Source organism: Enterobacter sp. MGH 16 (assembly GCF_000493175.1).
In the GTDB taxonomy this organism is placed as follows: domain Bacteria; phylum Pseudomonadota; class Gammaproteobacteria; order Enterobacterales; family Enterobacteriaceae; genus Enterobacter; species Enterobacter roggenkampii.
Genome location: NZ_KI535695.1, coordinates 3028866 through 3054011, shown reverse-complemented (window position 1 = coordinate 3054011; position 25146 = coordinate 3028866). Strand labels below are relative to the sequence as shown.

The window sequence follows — 25146 nt, the reverse complement described above, 5'->3', positions numbered from 1 at the left end:
TAAATGGCTTATTGGCATCGAGTCTAGCAAAGCGAAATTAAATGTCACGATATAACAAATTGGGCATAATGTGATTTGTCACATCAAAAAAACAGGATGTTTTATTCTGCAAGTTTCTTCGCCAGCTTACGGCCGAGAGATTCCAGAATATAGATGACGGGAATTTGCGTGGTGATATCGTAGACGCCTGCAATACGCGTCTGGGGAACGTGCCAGGAGAGATTAAAGTCCGCCAGTTTTGCGAGACGCGAGTGCTCGTGGCTGGTAATGGAGAGCACCTTGCAGTGATGCAGGCTAAACTGGCTGGCGAAGCGCAGGATCTCCTCGGTCTCACCCGAGACGGAGAGCACAATCGCCAGCGCATTTTTCGCCATGTCATTGGTGACCGGGAAATAAGGGTCATCAATATGGTTACTGAATTTTCCGATATTAGAAAAGAAACGTGCGCCATATTTTGCCAGCGAGCCTGATGTCCCTGCGCCGACAAATATAATGCGTTCCGACGATAAAATAATATCGACCGCACTATCTAATAACGCGTCGAACTCTTCATTATTTACGCTTTTAAAGAAGCTGATTATTTCGCTGGCACCGAAATTCGCCTGCTGGGGCTCGTTTTGTTCAAGATAAAGCTTAAAGCGAACGCGAAACTCCGAGTAGCCTTCGCAGTTAAGCTTGCGGCAAAAGCGCAGGATAGTGGTCGTCGAGACACCCGCCGCATCCGCCAGCTCGCGGATGGTCATGTACATGACTTTGTCACGGTTTTTAATGACATAGTTGTAGACCATCATCTCCAGGTTATTGAGACTGGCAATGGCGGAGTGGGTGAACATACTCACAGTGGCATAACTCTTATTCAGACCTCATGTATCCATCATAACATGCGGCCAGACGGCAGGATCCATTTTTATGCTCTTGATTCTTAATGGTTAAATTTTAACGTGAACAAATGTTAGGTGAAAAATTCATTTATACCTATGATTTTTAGGTATAAATCCTGAAGTGAAATTATTTTAGCTAACAGGTGTTCACTGGAATCATTCTCAGTTAGCATAGTGATGCGATGAATAATCATCTTTTGTTTTCCCGGAGTTTTGTATGGTGAGTAGACCATTAATCGCACAGGGATATTCGCTGGCTGAGGAAATAGCCAACAGCATCAGCCACGGCATTGGCCTGGTGTTTGGGATTGTCGGTTTAGTGTTATTGCTGGTGCAGGCGGTAGACGCCAATGCCAGCGCGATGGCGATTACCAGCTACAGCCTCTATGGCGGGAGCATGATCCTGCTGTTTCTGGCCTCGACGCTGTATCACGCGATCCCGCATCAGCGGGCCAAGATGTGGCTCAAGAAATTTGACCACTGCGCTATCTATCTTCTCATTGCAGGTACCTATACGCCGTTTCTGCTGGTGGGGCTCAACTCACCGCTGTCGCGCGGGCTGATGATCGTTATCTGGAGTCTGGCGCTGCTCGGGATCCTGTTTAAGCTCACCATCGCGCACCGGTTTAAGGTGCTGTCGCTGGTCACCTATCTGACCATGGGCTGGCTGTCGCTGATCGTGGTGTACCAGCTGGCAATCAAACTGTCGATAGGGGGCGTAACGCTTCTGGCCTTAGGCGGCGTGGTGTATTCGCTCGGCGTCATTTTCTACGTCTGCAAGCGCATTCCGTACAACCATGCTATCTGGCACGGTTTTGTGCTGGGCGGCAGCGTGTGCCACTTTTTGGCGATTTATTTGTATGTGGGGCAGGTGTAGTTTTTCGTCGGGTGGCGGCTTCGCTTTACCCGACCTACGGGATAAGTAGGCCCGGTAAGCGCAGCGCCACCGGGCGATACAGCATCACTCTTCCAGTGAATACGGCAGCGGCTCGATGCTCAGCGTGTTCACATCGTCACGCACGCGGAACACGCTGTCAGCTTCCATGTCGTTGTTCATAACGGCCTGCACCAGAAGACGTCCATCATCCAGCTGTACGGCGGCTAATACGGTGCCGGTTCGGCGCCAGTTTTCACCCATCTTCAGCTCTAAATCTTCACCCGCTTCAGGGACGCGGCTGGCATGTCCCGCCAGCGTCCACAGCGCGCGTTTGTTTGCCCCGCGGAATTTTGCTCGTGCGACCATCTCCTGGCCGGTGTAGCAGCCTTTTTTAAAGCTGATGCCGCCCAGCGCCTGTAAGTTCGTTGCCTGAGGAATAAACTGCGCGCTGTTTGCAGCGTCAATGATCGGCAGACCCGCTTCGATGTTCAGCGCCAGCCACTGCTGGCTGTTGTTGAGCTGCGCTTCGCCGCGCAGCGCTTCGGTCACGCGTTCGGCAGTTGCCGCATCCGTGACTAACAGGAAACGCTCCGCCGGGTGTTCAAACCACAGGATTGAGGTGGCGCCTTCGCTGACGAGCTGCTTTTCGGCATCCGGCAGTTCGCTGAACAGGTTTTTCAGCGCCGCACGCGCCTGGAAGCCGGCCACACCCAGCAGGACATGTTCGTCGTCTGCGGCAATGGTGACTTTGGAAAAGACCGCGTATTTTTTCAGCTCTTTGAGCTGGGCGTCTCGCAGGCTGCGGCGCTCAATAAAGGCAAAGCCGTCCTGACGGCGGAACAGACGCAGGTTGCTCCACATTTTGCCTTTTGGGTCGCAATGGGCGGCCAGCAGGTGCTGGTGTTCGGTCATCTGGCTGACGTCGGCGGTCACCTGGCCCTGCAGATATTTTTCGGCGTCGGCACCGGTGAGCGTTGCCAGCGCCCAGTCATCAAGAGAAATAAGCGTCAGCGGCAGACGCGCAGAGGCGGCGGGCTGGCGAGGAGAAAATGGTGTAAAGGCCATAACGATATCCTGAATTGCTTAACGCTTTGATAATGCCTAATGGTAAAAGAGCCTGCAGGCAATGCAAGCGCTTTCAACAGGCCATTTGTGCCATAAACCGGTTCTGCGTAGCGCCACGCAAAATAGTGTAATCCGCTGTGTTTGTAGGGATTATTCTGGAAGCCTGCTTGTTGATCGCAATATTCCAGTAATGAAACGGTCAAAAACACGTTACACTAGCTGGTGTCCCCGTAGAGAAATAAAGAACACCGAATGGGGTACCGACTGTGCCAAACGTAATGCAGGAAACTGAACATGGATATTAACAACAAGGCCCGTATTCACTGGGCGTGCCGTCGCGGCATGCGTGAACTTGATATTTCCATCATGCCTTTCTTCGAATATGAGTATGACACCTTAAGCGACGACGATAAGCGTCTGTTTGTTCGCTTGCTTGAGTCTGACGATCCGGATTTATTCAACTGGCTGATGAACCACGGCAAACCCGCCGACACCGAGTTGCAACGGATGGTGCAATTAATTCAAACACGGAATCGGGAACGTGGTCCTGTGGCAATCTGATCTTCGCGTCTCGTGGCGCTCGCAGTGGATGTCTTTATTGCTCCACGGCCTGGTTGCGGCCTTTGTGTTACTGATGCCGTGGCCGCTGAGCTATACGCCGCTGTGGCTGCTGCTACTTTCGTTTGTCGTTTTTGACAGCGTACGCAGCCAGCGTCGCATTAATGCCCGTCAGGGAGAGATTAAATTACTGATGGATTCCCGCCTGCGCTGGCAGGGTAAAGAGTGGGATATTCTCGGTATGCCCTGGATGCTCAACTGCGGCATGATGTTACGGTTACGCAAGGTGGACGGCGGGCGGTGCCAGCATCTTTGGCTGGCGGCTGACAGTATGGATGCTGCCGAATGGCGAGACCTGCGCCGGATGCTGTTGCAGCAGACGACGCAGGGGTAGCGCGCGTTAGCTAAACTTTTCTGCCATTTCGCCCAGAATCTGCTCGCACCAGGTTTGCAGACGTTCATCGCTAAGATCGTACTGGTTGGTTTCATCCAGCGCGAGCCCAACAAACAGCTCGCCGTCGGCAATAATCGGTTTTTTACTGGTGAACTCGTAACCTTCGGTTGGCCAGTAGCCGATGAACGACACCCCTTTCGGCGCGAGCTTGTCGTGCAGCATGCCGAGTGCGTCCAGGAACCATTCCCCGTAACCCAGCTGATCTCCCATGCCGTACATGGCAATGATCTTGCCGTCGAGATTGACTGAGTCGAGTTGATCCCAGATGGCTTCCCAGTCTTCCTGTATCTCACCAAAATCCCAGGTTGGGATGCCCAGGATCAGTACATCGTACTGTTCCATCAGCGCGACCGCGTCATCTTTCAGGTTATGCAACGTCACCAGTTCCGGGCCAATGATGTCGCGAATTTTCTCTGCCGCCATTTCGGTGTAGCAGGTGCTGGAACCATAGAACAGACCAATATTCATCGCGTAACTATCTCAATTCATGCTTTGACTTTGCGCGTAGTGTACCAGAAACCGGTCACAATCAGGCATAATGGCCTGACTGCAGAATCAAAGGGGCTGATGTGGAAAAGGATCTCGCACTCGTTGAACAGTTTCTCGACGCGCTGTGGCTGGAAAAAAATCTGGCCGAGAATACGCTCAGCGCCTACCGGCGCGATATTACCATGCTGGTGGAGTGGCTGGCCCGTCGGCAGCTCTCGCTGGCGAGCGCGCAAAGCGACGACCTGCAGGCGCTGCTCGGTGAACGTGTAGAAGGGGGCTACAAAGCCACCAGCTCTGCGCGCTTGCTCAGCGCCATGCGTCGGCTGTTCCAGCATCTCTACCGTGAGAAGATCCGCGAAGACGATCCCAGCGCGCTGCTGGCATCCCCTAAGCTCCCGCAGCGGCTGCCGAAAGATCTCAGCGAAGCACAAGTTGAGAGATTATTACAGTCACCGGCTGTTGACCTGCCGCTGGAGTTACGCGATAAAGCGATGCTTGAGCTATTGTATGCTACCGGCCTGCGCGTTTCGGAGCTGGTTGGCCTGACGATGAGCGACATCAGCCTGCGTCAGGGCGTGGTGCGCGTCATCGGTAAAGGAAACAAGGAAAGGCTGGTTCCGCTGGGCGAAGAGGCGGTTTACTGGCTGGAAACGTATCTGGAGCACGGTCGCCCGTGGCTGCTCAACGGCGCGTCTATCGACGTTCTATTTCCGAGCCAGCGCGCGCAGCAGATGACGCGGCAAACGTTCTGGCATCGCATCAAGCATTACGCCACACTGGCCGGTATCGACAGTGAAAAGCTATCGCCGCACGTATTGCGTCATGCCTTCGCGACGCATCTGCTCAACCACGGCGCGGATTTACGCGTGGTGCAGATGCTGCTGGGACATAGCGATCTTTCCACGACGCAAATTTACACCCATGTCGCGACGGAACGCCTGCGGCAGCTACACCAACAGCACCACCCTCGTGCGTGAGTGCCGACGAATTGTAACAGGATCAACTATGAAAAAGAGTTTCGCGCTGTTCACCCTGCTGGCAGCCTCATTCACCGGTTTCGCCCATGCTGACGACGCCGCTATCAAACAGTCGCTCGCTAAGCTTGGCGTCACCGGCAGCGATATTCAGCCAGCACCGGTCGCCGGGATGAAAACGGTACTGACCAACAGCGGCGTGCTGTACGTCACCGAAGACGGCAAACACATTATTCAGGGGCCAATGTACGACGTGAGCGGCGCGCAGCCGGTCAACGTGACCAACCAGCTGCTGATGAAAAACCTGAACGCGCTCGAAAAAGAGATGATCGTCTATAAGGCGGCGCAGGAAAAACACGTTATTACCGTCTTCACCGATATCACCTGCGGCTACTGCCACAAGCTGCATGAAGAGATGAAAGACTACAACGCGCTGGGTATTACCGTGCGTTACCTGGCCTTCCCGCGCGCGGGCGTGCAGAGCCAGCCGGAGCAGGACATGAAGGCCATCTGGTGTGCAAAAGACCGCAACAAAGCGTTTGACGACGCGATGAACGGCAAAGGCGTTAAGCCGGCCTCCTGCGACATTGATATCGCTAACCACTACGCGCTGGGCGTGCAGTTTGGCGTGAGCGGTACGCCAGCGATTGTCCTGAGCAACGGGTACGTCGTTCCGGGCTATCAGGGACCAAAAGAGATGAAAGAGTTCCTCGACGCGCACCAGAAACAGGTTAGTGGTAAATAATCCGCGTGAAAGCCCCGATAAAATTGCGCCGCCGCGAGGCGGTTGAACCGATTGATTTGCCGGACGATCTCCCGCCGCTGCTGAAGCGCCTCTACGCCAGCCGCGGCGTGCGTCGTGCTGAGGATCTTGAACGCAGCGTAAAAGGGATGCTGCCCTGGCAGCAGCTGAACGGCATCGAAAAAGCCACTGAAATGCTCTACAACGCCCTGCGTGAGAACACGCGTATTGTGGTAGTAGGGGATTTCGACGCCGACGGCGCAACAAGCACCGCGCTGAGCGTGCTCAGCCTGCGCGCGCTGGGCTGCGATAACGTCACGTATCTGGTGCCGAACCGTGTTGAAGACGGCTACGGACTCAGCCCGGAAGTGGTCGATCAGGCCCACGCCCGCGGTGCGCAGATGATCATGACCGTCGATAACGGGATCTCTTCCCATGCGGGGGTCGATCATGCCCACGCGCTGGGGATCCCGGTGCTGGTTACCGATCACCATCTCCCCGGTGAAACGCTGCCTGCCGCCGACGCGATTATTAACCCCAACCTGCGCGACTGTGATTTTCCGTCGAAATCCCTCGCGGGCGTAGGCGTGGCGTTTTATCTGATGCTGGCGCTGCGTACCCTGTTACGCGACAAGGGCTGGTTCGAATCCCGCGGTATTGCCGTACCGAACCTGGCCGAATATCTCGATCTGGTGGCGCTGGGTACCGTCGCGGACGTGGTCCCGCTCGATACCAATAATCGTATTTTGACCTGGCAGGGCTTAAGCCGTATCCGGGCAGGCAAGTGCCGTCCGGGGATCAAGGCGCTGCTGGAAATCGCCAACCGCGACCCGCTCAAGCTGGCGGCAAGCGATTTGGGCTTTGCCCTCGGTCCACGCCTGAACGCGGCCGGAAGACTGGACGATATGTCCGTTGGCGTCGCGCTGCTGCTGTGCGACAACCTCGGTGAGGCGCGCGTGCTGGCCAACGAGCTGGACGCCCTGAACCAGACACGTAAAGAGATTGAGCAGGGAATGCAGGCCGAAGCGCTGACCCTGTGCGAAAAACTGGAGCGCAGCGGCGACACGCTGCCGGGCGGCCTGGCAATGTACCATCCCGAGTGGCATCAGGGCGTGGTCGGCATTCTGGCGTCGCGCATTAAAGAGCGCTTCCACCGCCCGGTGATCGCCTTCGCCCCCGCGGGCGACGGCACGCTGAAAGGCTCAGGCCGCTCGATTCAGGGTCTGCACATGCGCGACGCGCTGGAGCGTCTCGATACGCTGTATCCGGGCCTGATGATCAAGTTCGGCGGCCATGCGATGGCGGCAGGCCTGTCGCTGGAAGAGGCGAAATTCGACGAGTTTCAGCGCTTGTTCGGCGAGCTGGTCACCGACTGGATTGACCCGGCCCTGCTGCAGGGGGAAGTGGTGTCCGATGGCGAGCTTTCACCGCTTGAGATGACGATGGACGTGGCGCAAATGCTCCGCGATGCCGGTCCATGGGGGCAGATGTTCCCGGAGCCGCTGTTCGACGGCCGTTTCCGCCTGCTGCAGCAGCGCATCGTCGGCGAGCGTCATCTGAAGGTGATGGTTGAACCGGTCGGCGGCGGCCCGCTGCTGGACGGCATTGCCTTTAACGTTGACACGGCGGTATGGCCGGACAACGGCGTGCGCGAGGTCGAGCTGGCGTACAAACTGGACATCAACGAGTTTCGCGGTAACCGCACCCTTCAGATCATCATCGACAATATCTGGCCAATTTAGCGGCAGTAATCTCTATAAAAAAGGGCGTGGATTCGGTACAATCCCGCTCTTATCACCGCATTTTGACAAGTCCATAAAAGAAAACAGACCATGTTTGAAATTAATCCGGTAAAAAACCGTATTCAGGACCTCACGGAGCGCTCTGACGTTCTTAGGGGGTATCTTTGACTACGATGCCAAGAAAGAGCGTCTTGAAGAAGTAAACGCCGAGCTGGAACAGCCGGACGTCTGGAACGAACCTGAACGCGCACAGGCGCTGGGTAAAGAGCGTTCCTCTCTCGAAGCTATCGTAGATACGCTGGATCAAATGGCCCAGGGGCTGGAAGATGTTTCCGGTTTGCTGGAGCTGGCCGTCGAAGCCGACGACGAAGAGACCTTTAACGAAGCCGTAGCAGAACTCGACGTGCTGGAAGAGAAGCTGGCGCAGCTTGAATTCCGTCGCATGTTCTCCGGCGAATACGACAGCGCTGACTGCTATCTCGATATTCAGGCAGGTTCCGGCGGTACCGAAGCGCAGGACTGGGCCAGCATGCTGATGCGCATGTACCTGCGCTGGGCCGAAGCGCGCGGTTTCAAAACCGAAATTATCGAAGAGTCTGAAGGTGAAGTGGCCGGTATTAAATCCGTCACCATCAAGATCATCGGTGATTACGCCTACGGCTGGCTGCGTACCGAAACGGGCGTTCACCGCCTGGTGCGTAAGAGCCCGTTCGACTCCGGCGGCCGTCGTCATACCTCCTTCAGCTCCGCGTTTGTTTACCCGGAAGTTGATGAAGATATTGATATCGAAATTAACCCGGCGGACCTGCGTATCGACGTTTACCGCGCATCCGGCGCGGGCGGCCAGCACGTTAACCGTACGGAATCTGCGGTGCGTATTACCCACATTCCAACCGGGCTGGTCACGCAATGCCAGAACGACCGTTCCCAGCATAAGAACAAAGACCAGGCCATGAAGCAGATGAAAGCGAAGCTTTATGAGCTGGAGATGCAGAAGAAAAATGCTGAGAAACAGGCGATGGAAGACAACAAGTCTGACATCGGCTGGGGCAGCCAGATCCGTTCTTACGTCCTTGATGACTCCCGCATCAAAGACCTGCGTACCGGGGTTGAAACCCGCAACACGCAGGCGGTGCTGGACGGCAGCCTGGACCAATTTATCGAAGCAAGTTTGAAAGCAGGGTTATGAGGAACCAACATGTCTGAACAACAAGCACAGGGCGCTGACGCGGTAGTCGATCTTAACAACGAACTGAAAACCCGCCGCGAGAAGCTGGCAGCGCTGCGCGAGCAGGGCGTGCCGTTCCCGAACGATTTTCGTCGTGACCACACCTCAGACCAACTGCACGCTGACTTCGACGCGAAAGAGAACGAAGAGCTGGAAGCGCTGAACGTTGAAGTGGCCGTTGCGGGCCGCATGATGACCCGTCGTATCATGGGTAAAGCCTCCTTCGTGACCCTGCAGGACGTTGGCGGCCGCATTCAGCTGTACGTGTCCCGTGACGATCTGCCGGAAGGCATCTACAACGAGCAGTTCAAGAAGTGGGACCTGGGCGATATTCTGGGCGCGAAAGGTAAACTGTTCAAAACCAAAACCGGTGAACTGTCTATCCACTGCACTGAGCTGCGTCTGCTGACCAAAGCCCTGCGCCCGCTGCCGGACAAATTCCACGGCCTGCAGGATCAGGAAGCGCGCTACCGTCAGCGCTACCTGGATCTCATCTCTAACGATGAATCCCGCAAGACCTTCAAAATTCGCTCCCAGATCATGGCCGGTATCCGCCAGTTCATGGTGAACCGCGACTTTATGGAAGTGGAAACCCCAATGATGCAGGTGATCCCGGGCGGCGCGTCTGCGCGTCCGTTCATCACCCATCACAACGCCCTGGACCTGGACATGTACCTGCGTATCGCGCCGGAACTGTACCTGAAGCGTCTGGTGGTTGGTGGTTTTGACCGCGTGTTCGAAATCAACCGTAACTTCCGTAACGAAGGGATCTCCGTTCGTCATAACCCAGAGTTCACCATGATGGAACTCTATATGGCGTACGCGGATTACAAAGATCTGATCGAGCTGACCGAATCCCTGTTCCGTACGCTGGCGCAGGATATTCTGGGCACCACGCAGGTCCCTTACGGTGAAGAAGTCTTCGACTTCGGCAAGCCGTTCGAAAAACTGACCATGCGCGAAGCGATCAAGAAGTACCGTCCGGAAACCAACATGGCCGATCTGGATAACTTCGATTCTGCGAAAGCGATCGCCGAAAGCATCGGTATCAAGGTTGAGAAGAGCTGGGGTCTGGGCCGTATCGTGACCGAGATCTTCGAAGAAGTGGCCGAAGCGCACCTGATTCAGCCTACCTTCATCACCGAGTACCCGGCTGAAGTCTCTCCGCTGGCGCGTCGTAATGACCAGAACCCTGAAATCACTGACCGCTTCGAATTCTTCATCGGCGGCCGTGAAATCGGCAACGGCTTTAGCGAGCTGAACGATGCGGAAGACCAGGCTCAGCGCTTCCAGGATCAGGTTGACGCGAAGGCGGCAGGCGACGACGAAGCGATGTTCTTCGACGAAGACTACGTGACCGCGCTGGAGCACGGTCTGCCACCAACGGCGGGTCTGGGAATTGGTATCGACCGTATGGTGATGCTGTTCACCAACAGCCACACCATCCGCGACGTGATCCTGTTCCCGGCGATGCGCCCGGTCAAGTAAGACGTTAAGATGTAAAAAAAGCCCCGAAAGGGGCTTTTTTATTGCGCCGCGAAGGCTATGAGTTTTTCGCGGGCGGTCGTCGCTTCCATGACCATCCACGGGCTAAAGGCCCAGGGCGTCGCGTCCAGCGCGCGGAATAGCGCGTCCAGCTCAACCCACTGATAGTCCATCACTTCATCTTCGTTTATCGTCACGTCATTGGTGATGCGGGCGGCGAATACCGGGCAAATTTCGTTTTCCACGATCCCGGACGGGTCGGTTTCCCGATAGCGAAATTCAGGGGCGACGGCGGTGATATCGGTCAGTTCTGCGCCCACTTCGAAGCGGCAGCGGCGGATTATCGCCTGGACTGTCTCTTCACCCGACTGCGGGTGGCCGCACACGGAGTTGGTCCAGACGCCGGGCCAGGCTTTTTTGCTTAAGGCGCGTCGGGTGATCAGACATTCGCCTTTTGCGTTAAAAAGCCAGGAAGAGAACGCCAGATGCAGCGGGGTATGTAACGTGTGCGCGGCATATTTTTCCTGAGTGCCAATCACCATTCCCTGGTCGTTTACCAAAATAACGTGTTCTTGAATACTCATTGATGCTCCAGTGCCAAATTGCCGAGTGGTTCAGCACCATCAGCCGAAGCATTATACTGCATTCTTATACGAACGGTTTGGCTCGTAGAGCGGAAAAGGGCATGACCCCTGTTCGTTTTGGCTGTTATCATAGTGCGCCATTCACGCTGACCGAGGATCTGTTTTGTTTGCAGGAAGCCTGACGAGAAAACCCCTTACCGCTATTTTTTGCCTGACGCTGACGCTATTACTGGCGGGCTGTTCAGGGAGCAAATCTTCGGATACGGGAAGCTATTCCGGTTCGGTCTACACCGTCAAACGCGGGGACACTCTGTACCGGATTTCGCGCGCAACGGGGACCAGCGTGAAGGATCTGGCGCGTCTGAATAACCTTTCTCCGCCCTACACCATCGAGGTGGGGCAGCAGCTGAAGGTTAGCGGCGGATCGTCCTCCGGTAAAAAATCCTCTTCGAAAGGCAAAACCGCCAAAGTGACGCCGTCCTATCAGGTGCCACAATCGTCATGGCCGCCGGTTGGACAGCGCTGCTGGATTTGGCCTGCCAGCGGTAAAGTGGTCGCCCCTTACTCACTCTCTGAAGGTGGCAACAAGGGTATTGATATCGCCGCTGCGCGCGGTACGCCGGTTTATGCCTCCGGGGCCGGGAAGGTGGTTTACGTGGGTAACCAGCTGCGCGGCTACGGTAACCTGATCATGATTAAGCATGGCGAAGACTACATCACGGCCTATGCGCACAACGACACGATGCTGGTCAACAACGGGCAGAACGTCAAAGCAGGGCAGAAGATTGCCACCATGGGCAGTACCGGTACGGATTCAGTGAAGCTGCATTTCCAGATCCGCTATAAGGCGACGGCCATCGATCCGCAGCGCTATCTTCCTGCGCCCGGCAGCAAACCGAAGTGCTAAGTGATTATTTAATCGCCGGTTAGTTGTGAAGAGGCTTGTATGAAGGTGCGTAAGGTCTATAATGCCTTACGCACCTCAAAGCGGGCGTAGTTCAATGGTAGAACGAGAGCTTCCCAAGCTCTATACGAGGGTTCGATTCCCTTCGCCCGCTCCATGACACTTCTTGAAGTTCAATAAGTTACTGAATCCTTTGGGATATGGCTTAATGCCTCCTTACAGCGTTACTTACTGTAACCCACTGTGTAACCCTCTCAGGGCATACAGACATATGATTCAGCTATCAAGTAGTCACAAATTCCCAACCGTCTCCTATCTCTACCAGCGTAACGGCGTCTACTATTTCCGTCTTCGGGTCAGGCAACCAAACAATGATAGAATGACCTCAGTATCACTACGGACTAAGGACAGACGTACCGCTATGGCTCACTCTCGGCACATCAAGGCAGCACTCAAGGCAATACATGCAGACAACCCTAACGCAACCTATGAGGAAATGAGAGAGCACCTCAAGGACATCGCTGAATGGGAACTATCGGCGGGCCGCTCTGACCTCTTCGAGCCTGACATGAGGGAAACATATAGCGGGCTTTATTCAGAACTCGGTGGGAACCTTGTTGATGCACTAGCCTGTGAACCCCTTAGCATTGACCAGCATCGTTACATTCACGAGGCTTTGGGAGTGCTTAAGGCCTGTATGAAGCGTATCGATGCGGGAGACAGTAAGCCACTCATAGATTATATCGATGGTTTTAGTTGTATTGATTGGCAAGATGACCAAGCCTCTGTGTCCTTATCTGTTAGTGCTCCAGAAGCAAAACCAGAAGTCACGCCCAGCGTCACCGTAGCGAGCCTCTTTGAGCAATACGAAGCGGAGAACGCTCAGAACTGGAAGCCAGCCACCTTAAGAGAAAACAAAGCGTCCCACGCAGCGTTAATCGAAATATTCGACTATCTGGGTCTCAATGCTGAAGCCAGTAGAGCAGACATGCTCAGAGTTCGTGATGTGCTCCAGCAGTTACCTAGGAACCGTAAGCAGCGCTTTAAGGATGCCCCACTTGCTGACCTGTTGAGCCGTGAAGATAAGACAGATTGTCTGGATGTCGTTACCATCAACAACAAGTATCTTATTAAGATGGCGGCTGTCTTTAAGTGGGCTATGCGCAATGACTTGATTAAAAAGAACATGACTGAAGGTCTGGAGCTTAAGGTCCCTCAGCGTAAAGCCTCAGAGGCCCGTAACGCCTTCTCTACGGAGCAGGTGGGGCAATTACTGGTCGCCGCTAAGGCATACTCTCAGAAGACCTCTGGTAAGCCCTATCACTATTACGTTACAGCTTTGGCTGCTATCACTGGGGCAAGGCTTAATGAGGTGGCTCAGCTTCAGGTCAAAGACATTAGGACCACTGAGTCTGGAGTTGTCTATATCCATATCAATGAAGACGATAACAGCCTGCAGGGTAAGAGCATCAAGAACGCTCACAGTGATCGCTGTGTGCCTTTGGTCGATGGTGCCTATGGTTTTGTATTGGCTGACTTTATGGCGCTTGTAGAGACCCGTAGAGGCTCTGGTGGTGATGACGCTATGGTATTTGATGGTTTGCGCTTAATGAAGAACGGTTACGGTGAGCAGGTGAGTAAATGGTTTAACCGTACGCTGTTACCCAAGGTTCTTACTGATCGTGAAGGCTTAGCGTTTCACTCGTTTAGACACACAGTTGCGACTCAATTAAAACAACATGGTGTTGAATTAGCGTATGCTCAGGCGATTATGGGGCATAGCTCAGGGTCTATTACCTATGACCGCTACGCTAAAGAGGTTGAGGTGGATAGGCTGGTTAGTGTGATGGTAGGTATTTATAAGGAGGTAAAATAAATGGCAGTTCCGTATGAACCAGCGGAGTTCAAGAAAGAAGCTTTTAACTGTCCGTACTGTCAGGCGTATGCTAAGCAAAAGTGGGACCAATTATATCCTTACTATGATGAAATGGCTTTCCCTATGCACGTGTCACAATGTGAGCGCTGTGAGGAGTACTCATATTGGTTTGAGGAGTCCCTCCTAATTCCTGCATCTGCGAATGTTGAAATGCCGAACCCAGATATGCCGGAGGACTGTAAGTCCGACTACATGGAGGCTAGAAGCATCGTCAATCTGTCTCCTAAAGGGGCCGCAGCGCTTCTCCGTCTGTGTCTTCAGAAGTTAATGGTCCACTTAGGCGAGCCGGGGAGCAACATTAACACTGACATAAAGTCTCTCGTGGAGAAAGGATTACCTCCTCGCATTCAACAAGCAGCAGACATCTGTCGTATCGTAGGGAATCAGGCGGTCCATCCTGGAGAGATTAACCTTGATGATGACCCACAGTTAACGCATGGCCTCTTTAAGCTGTTGAATATCATTGTCGATGACCGAATCACAAGACCAAAAGAAATCGAGGCGATGTTCCAGAGTATGCCTGAGGGGCCTAGACAGGGTATCGAAAAGCGAGACAAAAAGAGTGCTTAGGTATTAACGACTCACTATAGGGAGAGAGAAGACAAAAAGTTTTCTCTCTATGACAATTAACCGTAACTTATCGCATCCTTTCAGGGGCGGGATGGCCAATTACAGACACCAAGCGTTTATTTAAAGTGAATGCTTCCTGCGTGCTCTGGGTCAGTCGATAAGTGAATAGCCAATGATAGAAATCATATTTAATATGGTCTGCAGGGGCTAAACTTAAAGTGTTACTTAAAGACCTTAAAGTTATATTACTTGTTTACACAAGATAATAATAAGAGCTTAAAGGCTAACTTTAAGAGCACTTAGAGTTATCCCCTTTCATTAATCTTGTCATTGATGACTCTTGTAATAATCAGCAGTGTTACCATTAGACACTATTCATCTCAACCTCACAGATATTCTAAATGTTCATCCTCTGCCTCCTGGTCTTGAGGGCTCTAAGTTGGTCAGTAGGGGCGTTTCAGAGTACCTCAGTAGTCTGCAATACATTGCCCACAACTTGGTTTGAGCATAAAATATCCATACAATTTAAAGTGGGTATTGTGCATGGAATACGTGGCTTTTGGTGATGAGAGTGGTACGACAGGGAGTGACCGCTGTTATGGCATTGGTTTGCTGTGTGTGCGTAAAGACACTCTGCATATCTTCAATAATCGAGTCCAGAAGCTGAAGGACAAGTACGGCATTATTGGTGAGTTGAAATGGTCGAAGATAAAGAACAGTGCAGGGCAGGCAAATATCTGCATTGAGCTGCTGGCAATGGTGCTAAAAAACTCATGTTGTTTCCATTCGATTATTGTTGTGAAGAATATGTACAACAACTGGCAGACGGACAGGGAGCTGGCTTTTTACCAAACGTACACATTGCTCGTTAAAAACGTTGCGAAGCAGATTAAGAACGAAGTAGAGGTCATAATTGATCAGAAGATTGATAAGTACAAAAAGAACGATGAGGTGACAGGCATTGTTGCTAACAACATGCTGGCTAGGGCAGGAATGAATAAGCTGGTTAAGTCTGTGACGATGCACGATTCCAAGCATCATCTTGGATTACAGGTTGTAGACATTCTGACCGGGGCTGTTAACTCTGGATACTTGAAGTACCTCAATCCACGATTGGAGCTGTCAGTGGCTAAAGAGCTGGCCTTTGAACGAATGGCAGCTTTGCTTGGCTGGGATGTGTTTCATTATGATACGTTCCCGAATAAGGATTTTAATATATGGCACTTCCCGCAAGAGATGCGAGCTATGCCTGGCTCCAGAAGTATCCGTCCCGATTACAGTGTTCCGCTTGTTCAGCGGCAAGAGTTAGTCTAGCACCGACTTGAGGTGTGTTCATATCGCAGGCAGAAAAGGATTGTACTACCCGACTTCAAAAATTGATTATGCGTTGCTCTCCCTCGTTTGAAAGACTCGTGTGTCAATCGTGATAGATACCAGCGATCAATTTCAGTTCACCGATCGAGACAAACGATCAGCAGTATGCCCGCATCCGGGTTATCCTTTAGACTCCGCTTTATGGTTATTTAAAGGAATATCAACATGTTGAAAGGTATCGGGTCATTTGTTGGGATGGCTTTATTATTACTGGCTGCTGGTTGCATGGCTGGTTACATTTATGGTGGGGTGCAGTGGTCAACATATCGGACGCTTGCTAGAGCAGTGAGCGCCTTTTGGTGGGCCTCCGGGGTTTTGTTCTTGTTGGGTATCGTGTACCGCATTGTCTTCAATAGATTATCGTCGGTTTGTGGTGTTCTCTTTACTGCCGCAATCACCATTGCTTTGGTGCTAACTGGTCTTCACTTTGCGGTCGGTGGGGGCTGGTGGCGCTAGCAGATGGTTCTTGTGCTTAAAATTCCTCACAAAAATCTCCGCAGGTATCTAATATATAAAGTTTAACGACTTCCCCCCTGTAGCCCTCTCAAAGTTGTACCACTGAGCAGTGGGGGCTGCCATCTCTTGAAGTTTAAACATTAGGGCATTACAGCACTTCTCAGCTTGGTTCTATTCCTCCGAGGGGAACATTACGTTCATTCAGCCTTGACCAGAGATCACTCAATGTGTAACCATTACTGTAACCAAAAGGATTCATGATTCTTTATGAAACAAATGGTTAGTGAGTGACTGTCTTCGATGCTTCGATTCCCTTCGCCCGCTCCAGAATTCCCCTAACGTATTCATTCCACTATCTTTTTCTAAACCATACGTGACGGCGCTCGTGATCCTCCTACAAAGGGGTCATACAGCCGATGGCGCAGCGTGATAATCTATATCGACGTCCAAGTGGTATTTATGTTCTGCGGATCACCGTTCCGGTTCGTTATCGCGCCCTGATAGGGCAGCGTGAAATTCATGCATCTATCAAGGCGTCATCGACGCGCGGCGCAGACATAAATCGTAAGATGTGCCAAACGCACCAGGAAGCTATGTGGCGCTTTTTTTATTAAGGGTAGTATTTTCATAGTGCCAAATTTTGAGGCGCTTAAAATGCGTCTGGTGAATCCATATAACCTACGATTGCACCCGCAGCCCTTCCACGTTTTTAGTTGGTAGATTCATCACTGTTTTAATGCTGGTCTCTATGCTGCCAACGATGTTTTCGCGTGGACCGCTGTGCCAGTCATCGCTTGCGTAAAAAGCATTGAGAGCCGCAGCCATTTTTCAGCGCTGTCAAAGGTGCGAATGAGGTAGTAGCAATCCGGGTCATGAAGCGAGTTGCCAAACGAAACAACATCGATCCCATGGCGGCGGTATAAAGTGTCTGCTGAACTGACCGATAAACTAGTTACACGGATTGTTACGACCTGACATTGTAACCTTTCATGCATGTTGCTCGGGTCAATAAAACACATCTTACTGGGTTCGCTTGATCAGGATTTTTTGCCATGAATAAAAAGTTTATTTTTTTGTTGCTGTCCATTATCTCCTCTCCAGGTTTCGCCGTTAGCATACCTGACCCGGTTCCTTCAGATGCTTGCCATTTTCTTTCAGGAATGCCATTCATTAAAACTCCGTCAACCTATAAACCATATGCTGAAGGCAGCGAAGACTATACGTGCGGAACACCCTATTTTGAGATAGAAACGCCGAATAGTAGCGACACTATGAACAATAACATCGCTTACTACGTATCAGGTAATCAGGACAAAACAAAGAAATTGATGCTCATCCTTAATATGAATAATCAAGAGCCAAATGCCATCAAAATTGCCCGAGGTTATTTTATAAACGGTTCATTTGAAATAATGAAAAAGATGTTTCCTCATTCTCCCGGAAAAATTGCCGACATTGTTGGTTTACTCAGTGATGGGAAAGAAGGTGAATGGAGCGTCGATGGGTGGAAAGTATCTTCAGTAAAAAAAGTCTGGCCTACTGGTAGAGGTTATGAACTTCGTTTCATCGTGACATTTGGCTGATTGTATAGGTGATGACATGCGCATTTAACCCGCCAGGAAGCTCTCTGGCGAGTTTTTTAAAGAAGGTAGTGGAAATCATGGCGCGGAATTTGCGGCGCTCTCATAGAGTTGCTAGCGTAGCCAAGTGAAACAGGTTGCTTTCGAATGCAATAAAAATGCCGTGTGATAACTTGTCATAACTATCATTATGCGGCCACACATAATCCCAGATATAAAAGCTCAAAAACTTATCCGGTAAGTTTTTGAGCTGATGGCTGTTACCAGTCTTTTGCAGCAGAGCTACTTTCAGTCACGATCTCGCGTTTGTATTGTTCCACAATATCATTCAACGCTTTTTTAGCTTTTGCTTGTCCACCAACAGTCATATTTGGCGAATCTATGGCAGGGAGCGCAATCCCGCTGGTTACATGGGCTGGACGATAAATGTGGATATCATCAAAGGTGATGCGAGCTTTATCATCCTTTGTGTCGATTTTCATAGTGAATTTATATCGAACATCTTCATTAGCTAAGCAATCATTAAAACCGTCACATGGGTATTGAACATTCCCCTTGCCAACAATCGAACCTTCTTCTTTATCGGCATATTGGATTACGCTGTTAGAATCAGTGAAGGCCTTTGCAACCCAAATTTTGGAACTACTGTAAAGTACATCCTTTTTAACCCCGGGAACGTTAACAACACTGACTATACTACCCAGCGGTTGTTTAGCTGCTTCCATATCTGGTGAGGTTACACAACCTGTCAACACAGTAATACTGGATACAACCAAACTGGCTAAAACAGTTTTCATCATTACTTTTTTCATTCGATTTGTCCTTATCGCATTTTTATTAAGTGCAGGATGTAAATATGGTGCGGAATGAAGTTGGTTTCTCAAAACCGCAGGACAGGTCTCGCTTTTCTATTATCAGCCGTAGTGGATATAGGCAAAAACAGCGACAGCAACGAGCGCGCCAAAACGTAATAACCCTTCACGATGCTTGGTTAACCATTTCCGCTCGTAACGCAACGGCGTGTAGAAAGGTGTTACCCATTTAAGAAACTCTGCATTGAGGTTGTCCAAAGACTCTTTGGGCTCTTTAAGATTGCTGCCGACAATGTATTGGCGTCTTATCAAATCGACACGGCAGTTACCGATGTGTTCCCTTTCAGTTGTAAGCTCCGATTCATCAACGAAATCAAAGGACTCTACGAGAACTTGGTGTGCTGCCTGCAGATCTTTATGGGTGACAAAAGCATCACAGGTGATCAGGTCGCCTTGAGAGGTGAATGTCTGGAGATCAATCCCGTGAGTTGCTTGCAAATTATCGATTAGTTGTTGTCTGATGACTCTATCAAATGGTCGGATGTATCCCCATTTTGGATCGATATCTCGGCCACACTCCTCATAGCTGAAAAACTCGCCTTCTATGGAATTGCCACGCCAATCAAAGCGCACATAACTATCCGGTTGGGCTTGGTAATAACTGGATACGGGCATACATCACCTTGAAAATTGAATGCTTTCGATTCCGCTGGCATGTTGTGTTGATGCCAGATGCAAAATTATATGCTTAAGTCAATTGATTAAGTTGTTATTAAGTTGGCTTATATTGTTGTTCAGTTGTTGTAATTGATAATTGTTTTGTGTCGCTTGCATATTGGCATCGAAGGCCGCTTGTTGCTGTATTTGCATCTGTTGTTGCTGGGCTAAGGTATTTGAAAGGTTCTGCATTCCGGCGGCAAAGCGAGCTTGTGCTAATTGATTCTCTTGGGCATCTTGTTGAGCCTGAAGTGCTCCCAGATTGCTCATCGTGCCGCATTCAGGTCCGGTAATACCTATTGTATGATTTGCATCCCTTTTCTTTCCTTCAGCTACAGCAGCGTAAAAACGTTCAGAATTACCTGTGGCGTAAGCATAGCCAGCAGCCCGACAAAGCTCATTCGAAGTCAAAAGGGATACATCTCCTTTTGGAGAACGGTCGACGTGTTTTACACATCCTGTAAGCATAACGCTAACAGAAAACATTATTACCAAGCGTGTGTTCATATCACCCTTTAAGCTGTTTTTAGTCATGAGAAAAAATACCATTAAGAATATTCTTACTCTGCCATGTCAAAAATGCAATCATGACTGACTGTTAAGTATAAGGAATGCCTTGCCGTCGCGGAAATTTTCGGACGCTATGCCTGCAAGAGTCGCTTCCAAATCTAGGAGATCCACTTTCTCTCGCCCAGCTTATCCGGCTGCATTTATACCGCGAACATGAAGAAGGTAAAAAACGTTCCGTTCGTGTTTGATTGAAGGGAACAGCAAACGACAAACACCGATAGCTAAGGTGTGTAAGCTGATAGTTGAGTTGTTATATATACAGTTATTAAGAGAACTGTATCCAGACCAGCAGGAATGCGGCTTCTTTCCTGCTGATTGTCACTTTTTTTTGGAATAACGAAATGGGCGGAGGCTTAAACGTGGAGGCGACGTAAAGCACCCTTGACGGCGTTTTGCAGATCGCTAACAACCGCCAGATGCGAGCTTTCTTTCCGCAGGCGCTTGTCACCGTTGACCATCATCCAGCTACGTTTATCCCTTCGTCCTATGTTATTGAAAGAATGCAATCCGCGCTCGGCTGTTGCGTCGTTCACCTTACGAACTGCGTTGATAGCGGTCAACCGGAACAAATCACCGTCAGCCATCATTTCAGGCTCAAGTGGTTTGCGAAATTTGAACAGGTGAGCGAGGGTTTCAAATCGAAAGCGCTGCATGTCGTTAAGGCGGTGAAGAGAGTAGTGAGTGAGCGCAGCACCTTTTAACGTGACTTCAACACGAGCGCGTTGCTTTTTTACAGGTAGTTTCTGACCGTCGTCAGTGCATTTGTGATAGACCTGCCACGAGATTTTGTCCCACTTGTTACCCGTTCTCAGGTTCCATTCAGGATTGATTCGAGCACCGGGAACATCAAGGAAAACATTTCGCCTAGCTACGGGATTGAATTGTAGGACTTTACTTCCCGTGCTGAACAGGGCGCTTTGAAGTCGATAGGTCATCGCACTTGTAGCGGTAATCGACCGAGCTTTGTGCCTGAAATCGCAGAAGACTTCGACCCCCACAATTTGCGGATCATATGCAAATGGGAAACGTTTTTGCAATTGTTCGAGCACTGCTTCCAGCTTCCCGCCATGGTTTGCCAGTAGATCACGGAAGCGAATCCGAAAAACATCGTTAGTGCTGCTTATCATGGGTTTAACCCACGTTTTGACGTTGTTACCGGGACGGGGTTCGCATGATGACAACTTTGAGATACGTATGCCGCAGGGTTCAACCCAAAGTTTTAATCCTGTGATTTTAAGTAATTCTTCCTGAACGTAGCGATGCTGGGTCAGTCTGGATAAGCTGATCTTTAAGTCCAGCCAGTCAATCCCGGCTGAGACTTTAAAGAATTTGCGGTCTGCTTCGGCAGCTTTGCATTCTCGACTTTTCATAGTGCGACCTTATTGAACGGAACTTCAAACCGGCATCAGGGTAATTCGAACTGAGCAGATTTGAGAACATTTCGAGCACGGTAGCACAACGAGTTTACGATAAAAACCTTACTTATCAATCTACTGCGTTCATATTCTGAACGCAGTAGTCGTTGTTAACTTAAGGGTATGAGAACACTGTCATTTTTCATATACAGAGGGTGTCTCGGTTCACCTGTGGCGTTTAAGACGAAGCACATTGTGCTTGCTGGCAATAGCTGACGGACGGCTGTTGAGCGCTTAAGGTGTCTACCTTCGTTTCCCCATGCAGCAACGATAAGGCCTGCTCCGTCGATAAGCTGCAATAAGTGTCTGTCGTTGTCGGCTCCAATAGGGTCGGCTGCTTTCATCATCTCAAAGCGGTCGGTGTGAACGAACGCGAACAGGTTGGCCATGTATACGCCACCATAGCCCCAGTTTTTGGCAAACGATATGCAACGGCTCAATGTTTGATCATCGTTCTCAGCGTCCGCATATGACGGATTCAGCCCGATGAAAAGCGTATATGGTTTTGAATCATCCCAGACTCTTGATAAAGAGTAACGATACTTACCACACGGTGAAAAAATAGCGTCTTTGATCATTTCAATTGTCCTTTGGATGTGATGGTTTCATCCTAACAGGTTTCTGCTGGATTTAAGCGCCAACAAACGACCGTTTTCCGGCATCTCTGTTGAGGTGACTTCCAGACTGTGGAGAAATTAGCCTTGGCAATTGTTGGCAGGCGTCCTATTGTTGACACCGATTTCTAGCAGGGGCCGGATGAGGAGATGACTATGGCGATTTTTGGCTACGGGCGTGTTTCGACATCGCAGCAAGATACTGAGAACCAGCGTTTGGAACTTGAGCAAGCTGGATGGACTTTCGACTTTTGGTTTACTGATGTTGTTAGCGGGAAGGTTCCTGCGGTGCAACGCAAAGCGTTTTCTGAAATGCTCAGCAAAATCCGCGATGGTGAAACGTTGGTAGTTGCAAAACTAGACCGTCTGGGGCGTGATGCGATTGACGTTCTGCAAACTGTCAGAAAGTTGGCTGACCGAAATATCAAGGTTATTGTCCACCAGCTTGGCACGACTGATCTCACCTCCGCTGCGGGTAAGCTTCTGCTGTCAATGCTGGCAGCGGTTGCAGAGATGGAGCGTGACTTGCTCATTGAGCGCACTCAGGCGGGGCTGTCACGAGCAAAAGCCGAAGGCAAGAAATTGGGCAGACCTTCTAAAATCGCACCAGAAGCCCGTATGGCGATTATAGAGAAAAAGAATAGCGGAGCCAGTGTCAGTGCGTTAGCGCGTGAATACGGCGTTTCCAGGGCCACTATAGCTGCAATACTTGATTAAGGCTCATCTGCATCTCAGGCTCGAGCTGGCATTTTGGGTAGCGGTATGTATTTCTTTTAACCGTCAGGAGTGGTCTAAAAGAGGTTATGTTATATAGCTAATTCACATAGTTGATCGCCGTCCATTCAGGATTATGTATGATTGGTGTGCCATCAGATAGGCATCCAAGACCGAAGTAACATTGAGTTTGGTTTAAGGTGATTATTAATAATTGTTACCAACTTCTCTGAAGATTAGTATTGTTTCTATTCCTTACTTGCGGAGATTAAAAAAGTGCATTATCTCTACATCGATACCTGTGTTTGGCTAACTATAGCAAAGTCAAAGAACCAGCATGCACTACTTGAAGCATTTAACCAATTATTGGATAGTAACAACGCTGCTATTGTAATCCCAACCTTGGTGAAGGAAGAATTCCTTCGAAATAAGGACAGGGTTATTGAGGCTACTAAGCAGCAAATTGGTTCGGAATTTCATAAAGTCAAAAAAATAATTGGGGCTTATGGAGGTAATGGTAAGGACCAAGCGCTAGCTGTATTAAATGATGTTGGAAGTCGCTTGCCTATTTTAAGCGAAGTTACAGGGCATACAGCGGAGATGATTGAATCTCTGATGGATAAATGTATAAGTCTTGAGGCTAGTGATTCCGTTCGGTTAAAAGCCGTGGCAAGGGCATTGGATAAGAGAGCCCCTTTTCATCGCTCGAAAAACAGCGTTGCTGATTCAATATTAATTGAGTTGTTTTACGACTTTATGAAAGATAAAAATGGCGTCTTCCATTTTGTTACGGAAAACTATACGAATTTCAGCTCATTAACTGATAGGCGAAATCCACATCCGGATTTTGGTGAAATATTTTCTGATAATGTCCATTATCATTTAGATATTGCGGAGGCTATAAATAGTATAGAACCTGAGCTTTTAAGTGTGCTTGAAGAAGAAAATAATTGGTTTGATGATGACACAAGAAGCTTAACAGACATACTAACTGCGATTAATGAGTATTGTGAAAAAGCATGGTATAACCGGCATAAATACAGGGAGTATAAAATTGAAATAGATGATATTTCTATAATACCTAAAGGAGATGCACGCCATGGTAATAATGTTATTCATGAAGATATCTGGGAAAGGGCAAAGTTGGCAGCTGAGAAAGTCGAAGAACAATATGAAGACACTGGCCCTTGGGATGATTTTGAATGGGGAATGATCAATGGCAAGTTATCTGCCTTAAGATGGGTGCTTGGAGATGAATGGGATATGTTGCATACCTAGTGATAATTAATCCTGTTCACGGTTATGGATTACATCCTGCTGCTTTGAATATCCGCCTGTTTTTGAAGCTCTGGTTATGATTTATAAGTATTCAATATTGTGGCTTTTACCGGTCAGCTTTCTAGTTCTAAACTGACCGGAGTAATTAGGAATGATGTATCAAAAGCTGGAACCTTTACATGAGATGAAAACGCTTTCTTGAAACTATAATATACTCAAATGCCAGATAGCTTCCGCATAACGTAGTTACATCTGCCTGTCTCCTGCTGTGGGTTTGATAAAAAGATGCAGTATGCGATCAGAAGTTGTTTATACAGTTAGTGTAAACAAAGGCCGCTGAAACCTGAGCATCTTGTTTCGGGTGTTCATATACGTAGTCAACGAAGGTCTTATAGAGCATGATCATTTGAGGAGTGACTTCGGACTTACCGTTCATATTATCAAGTCGCTGATAATATTCACCTTTGCTCATTCCTCCGTTTCGGCCTTCGGTTACGTTTGCAGTAAATTGAGCCATACCCATGCACATTTGATCTTTATGGTTATTTGTTTTATCCGGGTGGATAGCACCTTCTAACACTTTATCACCGCTGATGGCATGTTGTGCCCACATTGAATTGTTGGCGATAAACTTTTTGGAGCCGGTCGCAATACCGTATTCGATGCGAATGCCATTATCGTGATAGCTACCGTCAGCATCTTTAGTCGCTAGCTTTAGAGATATGCGGCAACCGGGGAGCGTTTTGTGTTCTTGCACCGAGACAATAATGGTGTCCGTATCGCAATCAGCAAAGCTGTATTCGGGGTTAACGTAAGTGTTAGTTTTGATTAACAGCCCGGTAAGACCGTTTTTATAGCCTTTTGCCGGTAGAGTTTTAAAGGCGTTACGGTCGCCATTCTTAATCGCTTCCCGAAAGTGATCCATACCGATGCGCGTCGCCAGTTGATCGATGCTTTCTGCTGCATAAGATGCAGATGACGCAGCGATTAACATAATGGTCAGCACAGACTTGGCTGAAAAACCGGGCTTACTAAGCCGTGTTTTTGACATGTTGTTATCCCTCAGAATCCACCCCAGCGGTGATTTTAACCGCATGATAACGCATTGACTCAAAATGTCACTATTG

The 25146-nt window shown here is 49.9% G+C and carries 26 protein-coding genes, 1 tRNA gene and 2 pseudogenes; 18 read left to right on the top strand and 11 right to left on the bottom strand.

Annotation, left to right across the window (positions count from 1 at the left end):
* Window positions 1-101: 101 nt before the first annotated feature.
* The gene (locus L362_RS08510) at window positions 102-833 is read right to left on the bottom strand and encodes a MurR/RpiR family transcriptional regulator (RefSeq protein WP_021242053.1); all 732 of its coding nucleotides are present in this window, start codon (window positions 831-833) and stop codon (window positions 102-104) included.
* Between the two features lie 265 nt (window positions 834-1098).
* On the opposite strand from L362_RS08510, the gene L362_RS08515 reads away from it, so the two are divergent.
* Complete coding sequence (locus L362_RS08515; protein WP_021242052.1) at window positions 1099-1758, top strand: PAQR family membrane homeostasis protein TrhA; 660 nt, start codon at window positions 1099-1101, stop codon at window positions 1756-1758.
* An 84-nt stretch (window positions 1759-1842) separates the two neighbouring features.
* Here L362_RS08515 and ygfZ read toward each other — a convergent pair whose 3' ends face one another.
* Window positions 1843-2823 carry a tRNA-modifying protein YgfZ gene (gene ygfZ / locus L362_RS08520; RefSeq protein WP_008499712.1) on the bottom strand — a complete coding sequence of 327 codons (981 nt, stop codon included), beginning with the start codon at window positions 2821-2823 and terminating at the stop codon, window positions 1843-1845.
* A gap of 294 nt (window positions 2824-3117) precedes the next feature.
* Here ygfZ and sdhE point away from each other — a divergent pair, with 294 nt between their 5' ends.
* A complete protein-coding gene (sdhE, locus tag L362_RS08525) occupies window positions 3118-3384 on the top strand; it encodes an FAD assembly factor SdhE (RefSeq protein WP_006178375.1) in 267 nt (88 codons plus the stop codon).
* The gene (locus L362_RS08530; protein WP_021242050.1) at window positions 3365-3775 is read left to right on the top strand and encodes a protein YgfX; all 411 of its coding nucleotides are present in this window, start codon (window positions 3365-3367) and stop codon (window positions 3773-3775) included. Before sdhE ends, L362_RS08530 begins: the two co-directional genes overlap by 20 nt.
* 6 nt (window positions 3776-3781) lie before the next feature.
* Here the strand turns inward: L362_RS08530 and fldB are convergent, their stop codons facing one another.
* Window positions 3782-4303 carry a flavodoxin FldB gene (gene fldB, locus L362_RS08535; protein ID WP_008499710.1) on the bottom strand — a complete coding sequence of 174 codons (522 nt, stop codon included), beginning with the start codon at window positions 4301-4303 and terminating at the stop codon, window positions 3782-3784.
* Window positions 4304-4404: 101 nt separating this feature from the next.
* Here fldB and xerD point away from each other — a divergent pair, with 101 nt between their 5' ends.
* The 5 genes from xerD (at window position 4405) to lysS (ending at window position 10498) form a co-directional block, all read left to right on the top strand.
* Window positions 4405-5301, top strand: coding sequence for a site-specific tyrosine recombinase XerD (gene xerD, locus L362_RS08540; protein WP_023344861.1), 897 nt, complete (start codon window positions 4405-4407; stop codon window positions 5299-5301).
* A 28-nt stretch (window positions 5302-5329) separates the two neighbouring features.
* Window positions 5330-6043, top strand: coding sequence for a bifunctional protein-disulfide isomerase/oxidoreductase DsbC (dsbC, locus tag L362_RS08545; RefSeq protein WP_008499708.1), 714 nt, complete (start codon window positions 5330-5332; stop codon window positions 6041-6043).
* 5 nt (window positions 6044-6048) lie between these two features.
* Window positions 6049-7782 carry a single-stranded-DNA-specific exonuclease RecJ gene (gene recJ / locus L362_RS08550; protein WP_023344860.1) on the top strand — a complete coding sequence of 578 codons (1734 nt, stop codon included), beginning with the start codon at window positions 6049-6051 and terminating at the stop codon, window positions 7780-7782.
* 90 nt (window positions 7783-7872) lie between these two features.
* Window positions 7873-8971, top strand: a protein-coding gene (prfB, locus tag L362_RS08555) for a peptide chain release factor 2 (protein WP_095908218.1) whose coding sequence is annotated in 2 segments (ribosomal slippage) — window positions 7873-7947 and window positions 7949-8971 — 1098 coding nt in all. Because the reading frame shifts where the segments join, the coding sequence is not laid out codon by codon here.
* Between the two features lie 9 nt (window positions 8972-8980).
* Window positions 8981-10498 carry a lysine--tRNA ligase gene (gene lysS, locus L362_RS08560; protein WP_021242046.1) on the top strand — a complete coding sequence of 506 codons (1518 nt, stop codon included), beginning with the start codon at window positions 8981-8983 and terminating at the stop codon, window positions 10496-10498.
* 38 nt (window positions 10499-10536) lie between these two features.
* Here lysS and idi read toward each other — a convergent pair whose 3' ends face one another.
* The gene (idi, locus tag L362_RS08565; RefSeq protein WP_008499704.1) at window positions 10537-11079 is read right to left on the bottom strand and encodes an isopentenyl-diphosphate Delta-isomerase; all 543 of its coding nucleotides are present in this window, start codon (window positions 11077-11079) and stop codon (window positions 10537-10539) included.
* 163 nt (window positions 11080-11242) lie between these two features.
* Between idi and actS the strand changes: the two genes are divergently transcribed.
* The 7 genes and pseudogenes from actS to L362_RS24975 form a co-directional block, all read left to right on the top strand.
* The gene (actS, locus tag L362_RS08570; protein ID WP_023294504.1) at window positions 11243-11986 is read left to right on the top strand and encodes an amidase activator ActS; all 744 of its coding nucleotides are present in this window, start codon (window positions 11243-11245) and stop codon (window positions 11984-11986) included.
* A gap of 80 nt (window positions 11987-12066) precedes the next feature.
* A tRNA-Gly gene (locus L362_RS08575) sits at window positions 12067-12140 on the top strand.
* Between the two features lie 114 nt (window positions 12141-12254).
* Complete coding sequence (locus L362_RS08580; RefSeq protein ID WP_071787687.1) at window positions 12255-13859, top strand: site-specific integrase; 1605 nt, start codon at window positions 12255-12257, stop codon at window positions 13857-13859.
* Window positions 13860-14489 (top strand): DUF4145 domain-containing protein, encoded by a 630-nt coding sequence (locus L362_RS08585; RefSeq protein ID WP_023294502.1) that lies wholly within the window; start codon window positions 13860-13862, stop codon window positions 14487-14489.
* Window positions 14490-15032: 543 nt separating this feature from the next.
* A complete protein-coding gene (locus tag L362_RS08590; RefSeq protein WP_023344858.1) occupies window positions 15033-15803 on the top strand; it encodes a DUF3800 domain-containing protein in 771 nt (256 codons plus the stop codon).
* A gap of 225 nt (window positions 15804-16028) precedes the next feature.
* The gene (locus L362_RS08595; protein ID WP_023294500.1) at window positions 16029-16319 is read left to right on the top strand and encodes a hypothetical protein; all 291 of its coding nucleotides are present in this window, start codon (window positions 16029-16031) and stop codon (window positions 16317-16319) included.
* 416 nt (window positions 16320-16735) lie between these two features.
* A pseudogene (locus L362_RS24975) lies at window positions 16736-16873 on the top strand (hypothetical protein); the annotation flags it as partial.
* A 124-nt stretch (window positions 16874-16997) separates the two neighbouring features.
* Here the strand turns inward: L362_RS24975 and L362_RS24970 are convergent.
* Window positions 16998-17281: pseudogene (locus tag L362_RS24970) on the bottom strand (NIPSNAP family protein).
* A gap of 90 nt (window positions 17282-17371) precedes the next feature.
* Here L362_RS24970 and L362_RS08600 point away from each other — a divergent pair.
* Window positions 17372-17902, top strand: coding sequence for a hypothetical protein (locus L362_RS08600; protein WP_023344857.1), 531 nt, complete (start codon window positions 17372-17374; stop codon window positions 17900-17902).
* A 257-nt stretch (window positions 17903-18159) separates the two neighbouring features.
* On the opposite strand, the gene L362_RS08605 is transcribed toward L362_RS08600, so the two are convergent.
* The 5 genes from L362_RS08605 to L362_RS08625 all read right to left on the bottom strand — a co-directional run bounded on the left by L362_RS08605 (window position 18160) and on the right by L362_RS08625 (window position 21991).
* Window positions 18160-18711 (bottom strand): DUF4468 domain-containing protein, encoded by a 552-nt coding sequence (locus tag L362_RS08605; protein ID WP_023344856.1) that lies wholly within the window; start codon window positions 18709-18711, stop codon window positions 18160-18162.
* 102 nt (window positions 18712-18813) lie between these two features.
* Window positions 18814-19386 carry a hypothetical protein gene (locus L362_RS08610; RefSeq protein ID WP_023344855.1) on the bottom strand — a complete coding sequence of 191 codons (573 nt, stop codon included), beginning with the start codon at window positions 19384-19386 and terminating at the stop codon, window positions 18814-18816.
* A gap of 78 nt (window positions 19387-19464) precedes the next feature.
* Complete coding sequence (locus tag L362_RS08615; protein WP_127341222.1) at window positions 19465-19962, bottom strand: hypothetical protein; 498 nt, start codon at window positions 19960-19962, stop codon at window positions 19465-19467.
* Window positions 19963-20351: 389 nt separating this feature from the next.
* Window positions 20352-21368 carry a hypothetical protein gene (locus L362_RS08620; protein WP_023344853.1) on the bottom strand — a complete coding sequence of 339 codons (1017 nt, stop codon included), beginning with the start codon at window positions 21366-21368 and terminating at the stop codon, window positions 20352-20354.
* 155 nt (window positions 21369-21523) lie between these two features.
* Complete coding sequence (locus tag L362_RS08625; RefSeq protein ID WP_023344852.1) at window positions 21524-21991, bottom strand: DUF1643 domain-containing protein; 468 nt, start codon at window positions 21989-21991, stop codon at window positions 21524-21526.
* Between the two features lie 192 nt (window positions 21992-22183).
* On the opposite strand from L362_RS08625, the gene L362_RS08630 reads away from it, so the two are divergent.
* Entirely contained in the window at window positions 22184-22744 is a 561-nt protein-coding gene (locus tag L362_RS08630) for a recombinase family protein (RefSeq protein ID WP_023344851.1), read from the top strand.
* Window positions 22745-23017: 273 nt separating this feature from the next.
* Entirely contained in the window at window positions 23018-24019 is a 1002-nt protein-coding gene (locus tag L362_RS08635) for a PIN domain-containing protein (protein WP_023344850.1), read from the top strand.
* A 298-nt stretch (window positions 24020-24317) separates the two neighbouring features.
* Here L362_RS08635 and L362_RS08640 read toward each other — a convergent pair whose 3' ends face one another.
* Window positions 24318-25070 (bottom strand): hypothetical protein, encoded by a 753-nt coding sequence (locus L362_RS08640; RefSeq protein ID WP_023344849.1) that lies wholly within the window; start codon window positions 25068-25070, stop codon window positions 24318-24320.
* Window positions 25071-25146 lie beyond the last annotated feature (76 nt).

Bases quoted from the DNA above. Each gene is read 5' to 3' on its own strand.
- L362_RS08630 (WP_023344851.1), top strand. From the start codon at position 22,184: ATGGCGATTTTTGGCTACGGGCGTGTTTCGACATCGCAGCAAGATACT.
- L362_RS08640 (WP_023344849.1), bottom strand. From the start codon at position 25,070: ATGTCAAAAACACGGCTTAGTAAGCCCGGTTTTTCAGCCAAGTCTGTG.
- L362_RS08620 (WP_023344853.1), bottom strand. From the start codon at position 21,368: ATGAAAAGTCGAGAATGCAAAGCTGCCGAAGCAGACCGCAAATTCTTT.
- L362_RS08625 (WP_023344852.1), bottom strand. From the start codon at position 21,991: ATGATCAAAGACGCTATTTTTTCACCGTGTGGTAAGTATCGTTACTCT.
- dsbC (WP_008499708.1), top strand. From the start codon at position 5,330: ATGAAAAAGAGTTTCGCGCTGTTCACCCTGCTGGCAGCCTCATTCACC.
- fldB (WP_008499710.1), bottom strand. From the start codon at position 4,303: ATGAATATTGGTCTGTTCTATGGTTCCAGCACCTGCTACACCGAAATG.
- L362_RS08615 (WP_127341222.1), bottom strand. From the start codon at position 19,962: ATGACTAAAAACAGCTTAAAGGGTGATATGAACACACGCTTGGTAATA.
- L362_RS08610 (WP_023344855.1), bottom strand. From the start codon at position 19,386: ATGCCCGTATCCAGTTATTACCAAGCCCAACCGGATAGTTATGTGCGC.
- L362_RS08600 (WP_023344857.1), top strand. From the start codon at position 17,372: ATGAATAAAAAGTTTATTTTTTTGTTGCTGTCCATTATCTCCTCTCCA.
- sdhE (WP_006178375.1), top strand. From the start codon at position 3,118: ATGGATATTAACAACAAGGCCCGTATTCACTGGGCGTGCCGTCGCGGC.
- L362_RS08510 (WP_021242053.1), bottom strand. From the start codon at position 833: ATGTTCACCCACTCCGCCATTGCCAGTCTCAATAACCTGGAGATGATG.
- L362_RS08605 (WP_023344856.1), bottom strand. From the start codon at position 18,711: ATGAAAAAAGTAATGATGAAAACTGTTTTAGCCAGTTTGGTTGTATCC.
- L362_RS08515 (WP_021242052.1), top strand. From the start codon at position 1,099: ATGGTGAGTAGACCATTAATCGCACAGGGATATTCGCTGGCTGAGGAA.
- ygfZ (WP_008499712.1), bottom strand. From the start codon at position 2,823: ATGGCCTTTACACCATTTTCTCCTCGCCAGCCCGCCGCCTCTGCGCGT.
- L362_RS08595 (WP_023294500.1), top strand. From the start codon at position 16,029: ATGTTGAAAGGTATCGGGTCATTTGTTGGGATGGCTTTATTATTACTG.
- L362_RS08580 (WP_071787687.1), top strand. From the start codon at position 12,255: ATGATTCAGCTATCAAGTAGTCACAAATTCCCAACCGTCTCCTATCTC.
- L362_RS08590 (WP_023344858.1), top strand. From the start codon at position 15,033: ATGGAATACGTGGCTTTTGGTGATGAGAGTGGTACGACAGGGAGTGAC.
- lysS (WP_021242046.1), top strand. From the start codon at position 8,981: ATGTCTGAACAACAAGCACAGGGCGCTGACGCGGTAGTCGATCTTAAC.
- idi (WP_008499704.1), bottom strand. From the start codon at position 11,079: ATGAGTATTCAAGAACACGTTATTTTGGTAAACGACCAGGGAATGGTG.
- L362_RS08585 (WP_023294502.1), top strand. From the start codon at position 13,860: ATGGCAGTTCCGTATGAACCAGCGGAGTTCAAGAAAGAAGCTTTTAAC.